General features: G+C 45.4%; 10 protein-coding genes. 8 read left to right on the top strand and 2 right to left on the bottom strand.

Translation table 11 applies throughout. The features are described from left to right. Positions 1 to 83 precede the first annotated feature (83 nt). On the top strand, positions 84 to 1,664 hold the full coding sequence (locus IE103_RS10675; RefSeq protein WP_189346091.1) for a POT-type proton-dependent oligopeptide transporter: 1,581 nt from the start codon (positions 84 to 86) through the stop codon (positions 1,662 to 1,664). Between the two features lie 117 nt (positions 1,665 to 1,781). On the opposite strand, the gene IE103_RS10670 is transcribed toward IE103_RS10675, so the two are convergent. Both IE103_RS10670 and IE103_RS10665 read right to left on the bottom strand, forming a co-directional pair. After that, the gene (locus IE103_RS10670) at positions 1,782 to 3,491 is read right to left on the bottom strand and encodes an alkaline phosphatase family protein (protein ID WP_189346090.1); all 1,710 of its coding nucleotides are present in this window, start codon (positions 3,489 to 3,491) and stop codon (positions 1,782 to 1,784) included. A gap of 132 nt (positions 3,492 to 3,623) precedes the next feature. Then, entirely contained in the window at positions 3,624 to 4,088 is a 465-nt protein-coding gene (locus IE103_RS10665; protein ID WP_189346089.1) for an Lrp/AsnC family transcriptional regulator, read from the bottom strand. A 159-nt stretch (positions 4,089 to 4,247) separates the two neighbouring features. Here IE103_RS10665 and IE103_RS10660 point away from each other — a divergent pair, with 159 nt between their 5' ends. The 7 genes from IE103_RS10660 (at position 4,248) to IE103_RS10635 (ending at position 14,875) form a co-directional block, all read left to right on the top strand. Beyond that, positions 4,248 to 5,624, top strand: a complete 1,377-nt coding sequence (locus IE103_RS10660; protein ID WP_189346088.1) for a trans-sulfuration enzyme family protein — start codon at positions 4,248 to 4,250, stop codon at positions 5,622 to 5,624. 53 nt (positions 5,625 to 5,677) lie between these two features. Continuing rightward, complete coding sequence (locus IE103_RS10655; RefSeq protein WP_189346087.1) at positions 5,678 to 6,229, top strand: OsmC family protein; 552 nt, start codon at positions 5,678 to 5,680, stop codon at positions 6,227 to 6,229. A gap of 16 nt (positions 6,230 to 6,245) precedes the next feature. Beyond that, a complete protein-coding gene (locus tag IE103_RS10650) occupies positions 6,246 to 7,457 on the top strand; it encodes a methionine gamma-lyase (RefSeq protein WP_189346086.1) in 1,212 nt (403 codons plus the stop codon). Positions 7,458 to 7,477: 20 nt separating this feature from the next. After that, positions 7,478 to 10,129 (top strand): alpha-ketoglutarate dehydrogenase, encoded by a 2,652-nt coding sequence (gene mdeB / locus IE103_RS10645; protein WP_189346085.1) that lies wholly within the window; start codon positions 7,478 to 7,480, stop codon positions 10,127 to 10,129. Positions 10,130 to 10,494: 365 nt separating this feature from the next. Then, complete coding sequence (locus IE103_RS10640) at positions 10,495 to 13,275, top strand: TonB-dependent receptor domain-containing protein (RefSeq protein ID WP_308426990.1); 2,781 nt, start codon at positions 10,495 to 10,497, stop codon at positions 13,273 to 13,275. An 84-nt stretch (positions 13,276 to 13,359) separates the two neighbouring features. Then, positions 13,360 to 13,857 (top strand): alanine:cation symporter family protein, encoded by a 498-nt coding sequence (locus IE103_RS18690; RefSeq protein ID WP_229827223.1) that lies wholly within the window; start codon positions 13,360 to 13,362, stop codon positions 13,855 to 13,857. Next, complete coding sequence (locus IE103_RS10635; protein WP_229827222.1) at positions 13,805 to 14,875, top strand: alanine:cation symporter family protein; 1,071 nt, start codon at positions 13,805 to 13,807, stop codon at positions 14,873 to 14,875. The genes IE103_RS18690 and IE103_RS10635 overlap by 53 nt, the downstream gene beginning before the upstream one ends. The last annotated feature ends 31 nt before the right edge of the window (positions 14,876 to 14,906 follow it).

The raw sequence follows: 14,906 nt of genomic DNA, 5'->3' as shown, positions 1-14,906 counted from the left end.
GGAATCTAAAGTAATACAAACCACGGCCTCATTAGAGGTCGTGGTTTTATGTTTTTTGATATCTGTTTTTGTGAGTACCTAATATGAGTTCAACTCCCGCAGTTCCTGTTACTGGCGCCGATCCAGTTACGCCAAAAATGCCTAGGCAAATTCCCTTCATCATCGCGAATGAGGGTTGTGAGCGATTTAGTTTTTATGGCATGCGCAATATTTTGACTATGTTCTTGATGACTAGCTTGTTGCTGTCGATTCCAGAAGAATTACGCAAAGGTGAAGCTAAAGATATTTTCCATACGTTTGTGATTGGTGTGTACTTCTTTCCTTTATTAGGTGGTTGGTTAGCGGATCGGGTATTCGGCAAATACAACACAATTTTGTGGTTGAGTTTGGTGTACTGTGCGGGCCACGCTTGCTTAGCTTTGTTTGAGCATAATAAAAACGGTTTTTATACAGGCTTGTTTTTAATTGCACTTGGTTCTGGTGGCATTAAACCTTTGGTCGCTTCGTTTATTGGCGATCAGTTTGATCAAACAAATCGTTCACTGGCGCAGAAAGTGTTTGATGGATTTTATTGGATCATTAATTTTGGGTCATTCTTTGCGTCTTTGTTGATGCCATTATTTTTGAAACAGTTTGGTGCTAGCGTTGCCTTCGGCATTCCAGGTATTTTGATGTTTATTGCGACCTTCGTATTTTGGCTAGGAAGAAAACAATACGTACGCGTTGAACCGGTGAGCAACGATCCACATGCTTTCTTGGTGGTGATCCGCAATGCGATTTTGTCTCAAGGACAAACACGTACGCAAAGCCGTCCTGGTCTGTGGTTGACCCTGATCGGTTTTGCCTTGGCGTTAGTCGTGTTTGGCTTTATCAAACAGATTGGTCTTGTTTCAGTTTTATGTTCGGCCTTAGTGTTGGTGATGGGTTTTGGTGGCGTTGGTGCATGGATACAATTAGATCGCGTGCGCGGTCAACATCCTGATGAAGCGATTGATGGCGTGCGTAATGTATTGCGCCTGCTAGTGTTATTCGCTTTGATTACGCCATTTTGGTCCCTGTTTGATCAGAAGGCCTCGACTTGGGTATTACAGGCTGATCATATGACGAAACCAGAATGGTTCCAATCTTCGATGATGCAGGCATTGAATCCCTTGCTAGTGATGATCTTGATTCCTTTTAATAACTTTGTTTTATACCCATTGCTCAGTCAAGCGGGCGTTAAGGTTACGGCTTTACGCCGTATGGGCGCAGGTATCGCTTTTACTGGCTTAGCATGGATCGTCGTCGGCGCTTTGCAGTTGGCGATTGACGGTGGTGATCCGATTACCATCGTGTGGCAAATTATTCCGTATGCCTTAATGACTTTTGGTGAAGTGCTGGTCTCTGCAACTGGTTTAGAGTTTGCTTATAGTCAGGCACCTTTATCGATGAAAGGTGTGATTACCAGTTTTTGGTATTTGTCGGTAACCATTGGTAATTTGTGGGTGTTGTTGGCAAATTCGAGTGTGAAGGGTGAAACGGTGACCAATTACATTGAATCTTTGGGGCTCAGTGTGACTGCCTTCCAAATGTTCTTCTTTGCCGGATTCTGTCTATTTGCCGCGTTCTTGTTCGCGATGTATGCGCGCAATTATCGGATGTTAGATAATTATCGCAAGGCATAACAGACACTAAAATTTGGTCATAAAAAAGCCGCAAACTCTTCATGATATTTGAAAAGAGTTTGCGGCTTTTTTTGTGCTGCTAGAATTGGCGATACACTAAGCCACTTTTTTAGGCGTCTATTTGAGTGTTTCTGTTAACACGCGTCCTTCAGAACCCGATGGTAGGCGTAGTCTTAATAAGTGCGACAAAGTTGGGGCGATATCCATGACCTCGGCATAGTTACTATATGCTCCTGCCTTGAACCAAGGCTTACCCATAAAAATTAGTGGCACATTGGTGTCATAGGTATATGGCGTGCCATGTGAAGTACCTGAATTCGTTGACCCAAAGTACCAATAAGGTTTCACCACCACCATCAAGTCACCTGACAACTGCTTATGCCAAGCTCTTTGTACTAAACGACTGATGCGGTCATTTGGTACTTGTCCTTGTTCAAATTGGGTACGGGTGTAAGTCGATGCAACTCCTTGATAATTGAGGATGAATCGCGCTGCTGTATTTTCTAATTCGGTTCGCGTAATGCCTTTTGACTCAACTTTGCTGTAATCAAAAAAGAAGTAAGGTGCGGACCATTTGCGAATGAGTTTTTCAACACCGAATTTTTCGAACAAGTGTTGATTTAAAGCTGCTGACATTTTGTTGCCATCAAGTCGATTTGCATCGCGTTTAATGCTTTGCGAAAATTCCGGCACATTGGCGAAACCATGATCCGCAGTTAATACGACGAGGGTATTGTCTAAGCCAACTTTTTTATCGACGTTATTCAAAAATTTTGCCAACAAACGATCTAAACGTTGTAAATGATCGTGCGACATTTTGCTCTCTGGTCCCCAAGTGTGATTCACATAATCATGACTAGATAGGCTGACACCTAATATATCCGTTGCCCCGGTTGGATTGTTCCCCAGCTTTTCTCCATCGATAGCCGCATTTGCGAAATCCAAAGTGAGTTCATCGACATATGGGCCAGTGAACAACTTTTCATAGTATTCGGCATCGGGTTTTCCTGACGCGCTATCGTAGGTATAGGGCAGGCGTTTGCTGCTAGTTGTATTGGCGGGTGCCACTACGTCATCATGTGCGTCATCGTGGTAGGCATGTTCTGGTAAAACGTTGGTCCATTGCTTACCGTAAAAACGATCTTGCGGTTTGCTCGCATGAAATGCCGTATGCCAAGCAGGATGCTGATTCATGTAATACGTGCTACTAGCAAACGCGCCAGTTTTTTTCATCAGCATATAGGCAGTGCCAGTTTTACCCGCTAATAAAATCGCACCACGATCTTTCCCAGATACGGTCAACACTTTAGAACGATTGCCGGTGGCATAACGCAATTCATCACCAACTGTGCTTACCTTCAAATTCGCTGGCGAGGTGCCATCGCTGGATTTGGTTTCTGTGCCGATGTATGTATGTTGTCTATCTTCGGTGCAGTACACCGAAGTAGAGGTATTTGGATCGAACCAATTGTTTCCGATAATCCCATGTTGATAAGGATAGGCGCCGGTCAACACGGCGCTGTGACCAACCGCGGTCACCGTAATGCCGTGGGCTTGATGCGCATTGCCGAACCATGCGCCTTGTTCCAATAATCGTTTAAATCCACCTTCACCAAACTGGTGGCGATAGCGTTGTACTTGCTCATTGGGTAAGCCATCAACGACCAACACCAAGATTAATTTTGGCGCTTTAGTGATCTGTGGCCCTTGGCTAAGATTTGCAGCAAGGGCAGTGTAGCAATGACTACTGAGTGCGAATGTCGCGAAACCAGCTAATAAACCGCGACGTAATTTTGAAGGAGTGTTTTTGGAATTGAATTTCAGCATAGCGAAAAATCGAAGGAAGCAAAAGAGCGTTAAGGATAACGCATGTTGATGATTCCTTCGAGTAACTTCGCGAAAAATGATATTTGCACGCAGTACAGTTAATCTTAATGCAGTTAATGTTTAGGCTTCGCACTAAATAATAGGCAAAATTTCGGCTCGCTTTATTTCTTTCAATGAGAAGCTAGTTGTAATCTCACGCACACCAGGCAAAGTACGAATTTGATTGCGGATTAAGTGAGAAAATTCTTCCAAATCTGGCGCGATTACTTCAAGCATGTAGTCATACCGCCCTGATAAGTTATAGCACGATATTACTTGAGAAATTGCTACCACCTCACGTTCAAATGCTGCCGCGATGTCATTTGTATGGTTTTCCATTTGTAGATGCACAAAACCCGTCACACCGAATCCCAAGCGATTCCTATTTAATCTGGCTCCAAAGCTTTGTACTACCCCTGCTTCTTCTAATTGGCGGACCCGGCGCCAGCAAGGTGACTGTGACAAGCTGACTTTTTCAGCTAGTTCGGCCATGGTCTGACGCCCATCTCTCTGTAGTTCGAACAAGATTTTCTTATCTGTGGGGTCAAATAATTTCATGGGTTAAATTTTCCTGTTTTTTTAATTATTTCGGATTATTTTTCTAAATATGCAGATTTTTTCACTGAAAATTATCAAAATTTGCCTCTAATCATACCTGAAAATAGACTTGTTATAGCGACATATTTATCACGAGTTTTTAATTCAGAGTGAGCGATCATGACTACCAAAATTGATTCAAAAAATCTCCACACCAAACAACATAATAGCGCCCTTGATTTGATACCAGCGATAGCTGCACCTAAAGGAGATCCACATTCGTACTGCTTTGGGGCGGGTGACGTTAAATGGGTTGATGCTATGCATAGAGAACGCCAGCCAGGACCTTCTATGCGTGTAAATGATTTGAAATTGCATTATCCAAAGGCGGGCGTATCAACAATTGCAGTTCACGCTGGAACATACGATGATCCAATGACGGGTGCAGTTGGTACCCCGATTTATCAATCAAGTACCTTCATTTTGGGTGAAGATCAATATCAAGCGGTAGAACAAGGTTATGCGCGTGATCGTTTTATTTACACGCGCTATGGCAATCCAAGTCAATGGGCCTTGCAAGAGAAAATGGCAGCCTTAGAAAAAACCGAATCGGCGATCGTTTTTTCTAGTGGAATGGCTGCGATTTCGACGACGGTTTTATCGATGCTGGATAAAGGCGCGCATTTGATCGCCTCGAATGAATTGTATGGTGGCACTTACAATTTTTTTCATCACGAATTACCTTCACTTGGCTTTTCGGTGAGCTATGTGAATCCGCGTGATATGGCAGCGATAGCAGCTGCAATACGGCCAGAAACGATGTTGCTGTACTTCGAAACTTTAACCAATCCTTTACTCAAAGTCGTCGATATTCCTGCCTTAGGAAAATTGGCACGGGAACATCAATTGCGTCTCGTGATCGATGCCACATTCACTACACCCATTGCAATGAATGCGATTGAATATGGCGCGCATGTGGTGGTGCATTCCGCCACCAAATACTTGAATGGACATAGTGATCTGGTTGCCGGGGTTGCGGTTGGAGCGCGTAAGTACATTGATGCGATCTGGCCACGACTATTAGCCTATGGTGGCTGTCTCGATCCACATGCCTGTTTTCTATTTGAACGTGGTTTGAAGACCTTGGCATTGCGTATGAAAGCGCATGAAGACGGGGCTTTTCAAGTTGCGCAATTTTTAGAAAATCATCCACGTACCAGGCAGGTGTTCTATCCAGGTTTAAGCAGTCATCCGGATCATGATTTGGCATCGCATCTTTTTAAAAATATGGGCGGCATGGTGTCGTTTGCCGTTGGCAGCGATCAAGCGGCGTTACAGCTTTTACAGAATCTACGTTTGATGCGCCAAGCCACTAGTTTGGGCGGCGTCGAATCACTCGTGAGTTTGCCTTTTAATACTTCACATGCCGCCTATACCGCGGATCAACGCGCGCAGTTAGGCATTGCGCCGGGTTGTGTGCGCCTATCTATCGGTATTGAAGATCCACAAGATCTGATCGCCGATTTAGCGCAGGCATTAGATCGTTTGCCCATATAAAAATATATCTCAATTTTAATCACAAACATAGCTACAAAATCAGGAGTTACATAATGAAAAACGGTATCAACGTAAGTGCTTTGGCAGAAATGTCTGATGAAATTAAACACACCCCGAGTATGGGGATTGCCAAGTATGGCGTGCAGTTGCAATGGCTTTCAGGTACGCGCAGTCAAGTGCGTTGCTTGCCTATGGAAGTGGGCGATCAACACATACAACGTGATTTTCAATGGGCTATTGATGAGCCTAAACAATTAGGTGGTAGTAACCACAGCGCCAGCCCACAAGAGTATCTGCTATCGGGCTTTGGTTCTTGCATGATGGTCGCGTTTTTGGTCGGTGCTTCCGTGATGGGAATTCAGCTCGCGACACTGGAAATTGAAGTCAAGAGTCAACTCGATCTAGCTGGATTTTTGGGCGTCAATGAAACCAGTAAGGTGGAACTACATGGGATCCATTATGTGATTCGTGTCAGCGGTGACGGCACGCCAGAACAGTTTGAACAACTGCGTCAACAAGCACAGCAACACAGCCCCAATGCGATGAGTTTAGCCAAAGCTGTTGATGTTCAAGGAAGCGTACAAGTTAGCAACGCGCCAATTTAAATATCGAGACTCCATCATGACAACGAACAATAAAAACACACAACTAGGTTTTAATACCCGTGCGATTCACCATGCCTACGATCCGCAACAACATCATGGCGCATTGGTACCACCGATTTATCAGACTTCTACCTTTGCATTCCCGAACGTGGCTTATGGCGCAGCTTGTTTTGCTGGAGAAGAATCAGGGCATTTTTATACACGCATTTCCAATCCTACTTTAGCATTGTTGGAAGCCAGAATCGCGAGCCTAGAACAAGCGCAAGGCGCTGTGGTTTTTGGCTCTGGCATGGGTGCGATTACCTCGTGTATTTGGAGTATGTTGCAACCGGGTGATGAACTGATTGCCGATATCACGGTGTACGGTTGCACCTTCGCATTTTTTAATACCGGTTTGACGCAATTTGGAATCAAGGTGCGCTTTGTCGATATGAGTAATCTCGATAGTTTACGAGCCGCTTTAGCTGATTGCACGGCGAAACGTCGGGTGGTGTATTTCGAAACACCTGCTAATCCGAATATGCGTTTAGTCGATATCGCTGCTGCTTCACAGCTAGCGCATCAATACCACGCCCTGACCGTGGTAGATAACACGTATTGCACACCTTACTTACAACAACCACTGAACTTGGGGGCGGATGTGGTGGTGCATTCTGCTACTAAATATTTGGGTGGGCATGGCGATTTAATGGCGGGCGCAGCTGCGTTTGTCGATCCAGAATTAGCGCAAAAAGTGCGTCTATTCGGTTTGAAGGATATGACAGGCGCAGTGTTGTCGCCGAACGATGCGCACTTGGTTATGCGTGGAATGAAAACTCTATCGCTGCGTCTAGATCGTCATTGCGATAGCGCTGAAGTGGTAGCGCAAATGTTGGAAGAGCATAGCAAGACCAGCAAAGTGTGTTATCCCGGGCTACCGAGTTGCACGCAACACGATCTTGCTAAACAACAGATGCGTCGATTTGGCGGGATGATCGCGTTCGAGTTGATTGGTGGTATGGAAGCGGGCATACGCTTCATGGATGCGCTCCAACTCGTCACGCGCGCCGTCAGTCTCGGCGATGCCGAATCTTTAGCGCAACATCCAGCGAGCATGACACACGCCACCTACACGCCAGAACAAAGAGCGGCACATGGCATCAGTGATGGCTTGGTGCGACTTTCCGTTGGACTGGAAGACCTCAGCGATATTCTTCTCGATATTGAACAAGCTTTAGAACAAAGCTAATTTGCTTAGAAGGAATGCATATGAATGCCAGATTACAAAACCATATTGCGGGGAATCTCGTATCGATGATTGACCCCGATCCGGAAGAAACCGCCGAGTGGCGCGATGCCTTTGCTGCGTTAATCGCGGTGGAAGGGAAAGAGCGCGCTTGTCAAATTTTAGATATGTTGTCCAGTGAAGCGCATCGCTTTGGCGTGGAGTGGGAAAATAATTTGAATACGCCGTACCGCAATAGTATTTCGGTAGAACAGCAAGCTAATTTTCCAGGTGATTTAGAAATTGAAAAAAAATTAGGCGCCATCATCCGTTGGAATGCCTTGGTGATGGTGGTGCGTGCCAATCAAGCCTATGGTGAGTTGGGAGGACACGTCGCCAGTTATGCCAGCGCCGCCGATTTATTCGAAACGGGTTATCACCATTTCTTTCACGCCAAAGATGCAGAGCATGGCGGTGATTTAGTCTTTTTCCAGCCGCACAGCGCACCTGGTGTTTACGCGCGTGCTTTTTTGGAAGGTCGTTTAAGTGAAACCGACTTATGCCATTATCGCCAAGAAGTTCTTGCTACTAGCCACGGCGCACGAGGCTTAAGCAGTTATCCGCATCCGTGGTTGATGCCCGATTTCTGGCAATTTCCAACCGGGTCGATGGGATTGGGACCGATTAGTTCTATCTATCATGCGCGCTTTATGCGCTATCTCAGCGACCGTAAATTACTTGATTGCAGTGGTCGCAAAGTATGGGGCGTGTTTGGCGATGGCGAAATGGATGAACCGGAATCCATGAGCGCTTTAACGCTTGCAGCACGTGAGAAATTAGATAATTTGGTGTGGGTGGTTAACTGCAATCTACAGCGCCTTGATGGCCCTGTGCGTGGCAATAGTCGCATCATTGATGAGTTGGAACGTTTGTTTGTCGGCGCAGGTTGGAAAGTCATTAAATTGCTGTGGGGTTCGGATTGGGATGGCTTGTTATCACGTGATCATGATGGTGCTTTACAAAAAGCCTTGGGTGATACCGTAGACGGACAAATGCAAACCTTTGCCGCCAAAGATGGGCGTTATAACCGTGAGCATTTTTTTGGACAAAATGAAGCTTTGTCCAAACTGATTGCTGGCATGAGCGACGAACAGATTGATAAGCTCAAACGCGGTGGACATGATCCTGTCAAAATTTTTGCTGCGTATGCAGCTGCGAGTTCCCATCAAGGACAGCCGACCGTGATTTTGGCGCATACTAAAAAAGGGTATGGCATGGGCAGCGCTGGCGAAGGGAAAATGACGACTCATAGTCAGAAGAAATTAAGCGCGGAGGATTTAATTGCGTTTCGAGATCGTTTTGATCTTCCTTTGACCGATCAACAAGCTGCCGATTTGGAATTCATCAAACCTTCTGAAGAGAGTGCGGAAATACGTTATCTGCATCAACAGCGGCAGCGCTTAGGTGGTTATTTACCAAAGCGTCAAACCACGGCCGATGCTCTAGTTATTCCTGAATTATCGTCGTATGCCAACTTTGCGCTGCAAGCCGATGGCAAAGAAATGAGTACCACCATGGCATTCGTGCGGATGTTGGGAACTTTGTTGAAAGACGCACAGTTGGGACCACGCATCGTGCCTATAGTCGCGGACGAAGCGCGTACGTTTGGTATGGCGAATTTGTTTAAGCAAGTCGGTATTTATTCTAGTGTTGGTCAGCAATACGCACCTGAAGATATTGGGTCTGTGTTGAGTTATCGTGAAGCGGTGGATGGTCAAATTTTAGAAGAAGGTATTAGCGAAGCTGGCGCGATTGCGAGTTGGACCGCAGCGGCAACCAGCTATAGCGTGCATGGTCTTTCTATGCTGCCGTTTTATATCTACTACAGCATGTTTGGATTCCAACGTGTCGGCGATGCGATTTGGGCGGCAGCCGATCAACGTTCGCGTGGCTTTTTATTAGGCGCGACTTCAGGGAGAACGACCTTGGGTGGCGAGGGTTTGCAACATCAAGATGGTTCTAGTCATTTGGTTTCGGCCACCATCCCCAATTGCAAATCCTATGATCCCGCGTTCGCAGGTGAGCTTGCCGTCATTCTTGATCGCGGTATGCGAGACATGTACGTGGAACAGAATGATGTGTTCTATTACATCACCTTGATGAATGAAAACTACGCACAACCGAATTTGCCGCAGGATAAACATCAGGATGTGATTCGTGGTTGCTACGACTTCGCTTATTACCCAGCGGCCGCACAAAATACAGCGCAAAGCAAAGTACAAGAGAACACGCAATCCATTACGCTCTTAGGTTCGGGTGCTATTTTGGTGCAAGTAATAGCTGCGGCCGAATTGTTGGCTGCGCAAGGTGTGAATGTGTTTGTCTTGAGTGTCACCAGTTGGAGCGAATTAGCCCGCGATGGTATGCAATCGGAAAACGCCAAATTGAATGAGGCAAAGCCTATTCCATTTATCGCACAACAGCTCGCGCATACCCACGGCCCGATTCTTGCCGCCAGTGATTATGTCAGAGCCCTCCCTGAAAGCATACGCGCCTATATTCCACAAGATCGAACATATCGCACATTAGGAACGGATGGCTTTGGTCGCAGCGATACGCGCCAAATTTTACGAGAGTTTTTTGGGATCGACGCCCACAGCATCGTCGAGACAGCACAACATTTACTTACTAAGTAAGTCTTTTGAATGGTGTGCTGTTACCCATGGCACATCCATTCTTTTTTTTAGCATCAACTTAATCAATGATCGGTGAATTGATAGAGGCATTAGCGAGATTCATAGCTTCTTTGTGCACCGAAAATTTAGCAAAAATAAAACCGTGTTAATAACAAAATTAAGGTGAACATCATGAGACAAAAATTGCTTGTAAGTTTAATTTCCAGTGCTTTTAGCATAGCCAGCGTGTATGCCCAAGAGGTGCAGAAAAAACGGATCCAGAAGTACAAAAAACAGAAGTAAGAAAGCCTGAAGAAAAAAAGACCGAAGACAAAAAAACGGAACTCGACAGTAAAGTCGCTACACCTAAAAGTGAACCTGAGAAAATCGTTATCACAGGTTCGCGTATTCGCAGTAAAGAATTTACCGATACTTCGCCAGTTCAGATTCTTACGGCGGAACGTTCTTTCGCCGCAGGTCTGACAACAGCCGCTGAAATTTTGCAAAATTCCACCATCGCAGCCAGTTCCGATCAAATCGACAATGGTCGCTTTTCAACCTCCATCCGCGAAGGTGGTGCGGGTATTAATACGGTCGCTTTGCGCGGCCTAGGTTCAGGGCGTACTTTAGTGTTATTAAATGGACGACGCTTACCACCGTCCGGTGTCGGTAGTTCGGTCTCACCTGTGGACTTAGGCAGTTTACCTTCGCTACTGACCAGTCGCTATGAAATTCTCACCGATGGCGCTTCCTCGATTTACGGCTCGGATGCGATTGCGGGGGTGACCAACGCCATTACGCAACGAGGTTTTGATGGTGTCAAAATCAGCGCCTCTGGTAATCGTAATATTGAAGGCGGTGGTGGTGGCGAGCGCATTGGTATTTTGTGGGGCAAACGCTTTGATGCAGGCAGTATCGCTATCGCAGCGTCTACTAACAACACGCGCGCGCTCGAATTTAATGATAGAAAATCGCTCAGTTGCCCAGAGGCGTTTTATTATAGAAATGACGGTAGTCGTGCCGATATTGTTGAACCGGATGGAAGCTATCGTTGTGTCGGTAATGCGACCTATGGATATTTGAGTGTCTACAATCGCAATCCGAATGGAACCGTCGCCTTTAAAGGCTATCGTGTACCGGGTGGCAGTAATGTCGCTGGCGAGCCGGCTACATATGGTACTACCGATATTTTTCCACGTAATCATCCTGCACCATTAAGTGGCAATGCTTACCAACCCGCTAAAAATCACAATATTTTTGCAACCATGGAATACAGCCCAAGTTGGTTAAATGGTGCTGAAGTGTACGCAGAATTATTGAGTAATCGTCGCAATTCTGAACAAGATTATTGGTATCAATTTTTTGGATTGATCAGTGAAAAATCCCCAGTGAATCCGTATAAAGCACAAGGAAATCCTGTGTATGCCTATGGTTTCTATAATGTGTTAGGCGAACAACGGGTTGATTTGAATCGCCTTGTCACGGGCGTGCGAGGCAATCTAGGCTCATGGGATTGGGATGCTTACATCTCACACTCGCATAGCGATGGTCACTATTCGAATGTAGTTGGGATCGCTGATCGCATCAATCATGGTACCGGTATCGATCAAAAAACCAATCGTTTTATTGGCGATGGAGTGCCCTGTGGTCCTGGCGCCCCTGCGGGATGTATTCCATTTGATCTGACTTCAGGATCGCGCGTGAGTGATGGCGTGATTCCTAAGGATGTGGCGGATTACTTTTTCACCAAAGCGAGAGGAAATACCGTGTATCAGCAAAGCATTGCGGAAGTGAGTGCGAATGGTCATTTGTTGACTCTTCCCGCAGGCCAAGTCGGTGCGGCTTTTGGTGTGTCGGCACGACGCGATGCGATTAATGATGATCCCGGTGAATTATCTCGTGCGGGTAATTTATGGGCGCGTACCACCGTTGGTATTACCAAGGGCAGTGATGTGTTATCAGAAGCCTTTGGTGAAGTGACTGCACCTCTGTTGAAAAACCATATGTTCGCTAAAAATTTGGATTTAACCGCCTCTGGTCGCTTCAGCCACTACAAATTAACGGGCAATGGCAAGACCTTTAAGTTAGGCCTTAATTGGGGCCTTAATGATAGTTTTAGAATTCGTTCTACACGTGGAACTTCCTTTCGCGCACCACGTTTGTACGAGTTATTCTTAGCCAATCAAACCAGCTTCTCTAGTCAATCCAGCATCGATCCATGCATACGCTATGATGAAATGAAAGCAGGTGAATATGTGAAGAGCGAAATCGTCAGAAAAAACTGTGCTTTAGATGGATTGCCCGGTAATTTAGAAGCCAGTGGGTCTAGCGTTTTGGTGACCACAGGTGGAGGTACTCATCTCAAACCAGAAACCTCTGTCTCAACGACATATGGCTTCATCTTTACACCAGTCAATACCAATTTTAAGTTTGCAGTCGATTTTTGGGATATTAAAATTCGTAATCAAATTTCCGCACTTGGATCTGGTCTAGTTTCGCAATGTTATAGTCAAGCAGAATTTCGTTCCGATCCCATCTGTAATTTATTTAAGCGCGTACCAGATGGCGATCGTCGCATTACCGATGTAAATGCGTCTTACGGCAACATCGAGAAACAAAGTACCAAAGGGATAGACTTCACGGTCGCCTACAGTAAAAAGTTGGATATAGGCACGTTCGGTTTAACGATGAATGCGACCCATACCAAAGAAAATTTGTATCAACGATTTAGAAATGGCGAAAGTAAAGATCGCACAGGGCTTTTTGGTAACCCTAAATTGGTAGCTAATACGCAATTGAGTTTTACCCGCGATGCATGGACGGCGTATTGGTCGACCTACTACACAGGGCCAACGTCTTACAATGGTCGAGAGGGGTATTCTCAAGGTGTCAATGCGACAGAATATAACGGCACACCATTTACCTACAATGGTGGACCTGCGCGCTATGCATTGGATATCCCTAGTTTCATGACCCACACATTGAGTGTGAGTCATCGTGCTAAAACGTGGTCGATAAATGTAGGTATTGCTAATGTATTCAATCAAAGCGCACCGACACTATCGGCGCAATCTTCTCGCTTTGGTTCCAACGCCGCTTTTGGTCAATATTATTATGGGTTGTTAGGTAGACAGATTTTTATGAGTTTCAACCAAACGTTTAAGTAAGGTGATTAGAAAAAAGGTGATGGGAATGTCCATCACCTTTTTTTTATGTCAAAACCCATTGGAATAATCAACAAGGAAACTCTCATGGAAACAATAGTCCTAGGTTTGACCAGTTTGATTTGGAGTCCTGCCTTAATTTACTTGTGCTTAGGTGCAGGTTTATTGTTCTCACTCCAAACACGATTTGCACAAGTGCGACATGTTAAAGAAATGTTGCGCCTGATTTTAGCCCCCAAACAAACGACGATGGGGATATCGTCATTTCAAGCCTTGGCCGTTTCTTTATCTGGTCGTGTCGGCGTTGGTAACATTGCCGGAGTTGCCGCTGCAATTGGTTTTGGTGGACCCGGTGCCGTTTTTTGGATGTGGGTGGTGGCATTTTTAGGTGCAAGCACTGCGTATATAGAATCGACCTTAGCACAAATTTATAAGGTCGAAGAACAGGGTGATTATCGCGGTGGTTCTGCGTATTATTTTGAAGCTTGTTTAGGTTGGAAAATGGCTAGGAATTGTCTTTGCAGCAGCATCCGTGATTGGATGCGGTATTTTTTTTCCTGGCGTACAAGCAAATGCGGTAGGTAATGCCGTAACTCAAATTTTTGGCGATGGCGTCATGCTGGCGAGTCTTTTGGGTACATTTAGCAGCCACAAACTGATCGGCCTCGGGTTCATTTTATTATTACTGGGGATTATTATTTTTGGTGGTATTAAACGTATCGCCACGTTTGCCGAGTTCGTGGTGCCGTTTATGGCGTTTGCTTACATCTTACTCGCTCTTATCGTGATTGGAATGAATATAGATCAATTACCCGCACTGATAAAGCTCATTATTAGTGATGCATTTACGGCGCAAGCTGGTTTGGGCGCTTCGATTGCATGGGGAGTTAAACGTGGCGTGTATTCGAATGAAGCGGGTCTAGGAACCGGAACCCACGCAGCAGCTGCTGCTGAAACGGAACACCCAAGTCAACAAGGTTTGGTACAGGCATTTTCGGTGTACGTCGATACGCTTTTGGTGTGTAGTGCAACCGCCTTCATGATCTTGATCACGCAGCAATACAATGTCCAAGGCAATTTACCGGAAGGACAATTTATCGTCCAGCATCTGCCTGCCAATACAGAAATCGGTACAGCGGCGTTTACGCAATTGGCATTGCAAACCGTGTTTGGAAAGTTTGGTGCTATCTTTGTTGGGCTCGCTTTATTCTTTTTTGCCTTTACCACGATTGTTGCTTATTACTACATCGCTGAAACCAATATCGCGTATCTCAACCGCCATTTCAAACGCGGCATTCCTCTCATCGTAGTGAAAATTGTGATGATGTTGATGGTGGCTTATGGCACCCTAAATAGCTCAGGGTATATTTGGAATTTAGGAGACATCGGTGTGGGTTTAATGGCATGGATTAATATCGGCGGCATTTTCATCATTTTTTTTCAAGCTAAGCCGACACTGCTTTGTTTGCGTGATTACGAAGACCAACTAAAGTCTGATAGACCCATCAGTTTTGATCCGGAAAAACTTGGAATCTATAATGCGTACTATTGGGAAAAGCGACTGAGCGTTAAACGAAGAAAACCTCAGAAAACGACCAATTAATAAGAATCTGTTTGAAAATCCCAAAGCCCTT

The sequence above is a fragment of the Affinundibacterium macrobrachii genome (assembly GCF_014652415.1).
Classification (GTDB): Bacteria; Pseudomonadota; Gammaproteobacteria; order Burkholderiales; family Burkholderiaceae_D; genus Undibacterium; species Undibacterium macrobrachii.
The sequence above is the reverse complement of the archived record's forward strand: the minus strand, read 5'-3'. Positions and strand labels throughout refer to the sequence as shown.

Excerpts from the sequence above, each read along its gene's own strand:
- IE103_RS10675 (WP_189346091.1), top strand. The coding sequence starts at position 84 with ATGAGTTCAACTCCCGCAGTTCCTGTTACTGGCGCCGATCCAGTTACG.
- IE103_RS10670 (WP_189346090.1), bottom strand. The coding sequence starts at position 3,491 with ATGCTGAAATTCAATTCCAAAAACACTCCTTCAAAATTACGTCGCGGT.
- IE103_RS10665 (WP_189346089.1), bottom strand. The coding sequence starts at position 4,088 with ATGAAATTATTTGACCCCACAGATAAGAAAATCTTGTTCGAACTACAG.
- IE103_RS10660 (WP_189346088.1), top strand. The coding sequence starts at position 4,248 with ATGACTACCAAAATTGATTCAAAAAATCTCCACACCAAACAACATAAT.
- IE103_RS10655 (WP_189346087.1), top strand. The coding sequence starts at position 5,678 with ATGAAAAACGGTATCAACGTAAGTGCTTTGGCAGAAATGTCTGATGAA.
- IE103_RS10650 (WP_189346086.1), top strand. The coding sequence starts at position 6,246 with ATGACAACGAACAATAAAAACACACAACTAGGTTTTAATACCCGTGCG.
- mdeB (WP_189346085.1), top strand. The coding sequence starts at position 7,478 with ATGAATGCCAGATTACAAAACCATATTGCGGGGAATCTCGTATCGATG.
- IE103_RS18690 (WP_229827223.1), top strand. The coding sequence starts at position 13,360 with ATGGAAACAATAGTCCTAGGTTTGACCAGTTTGATTTGGAGTCCTGCC.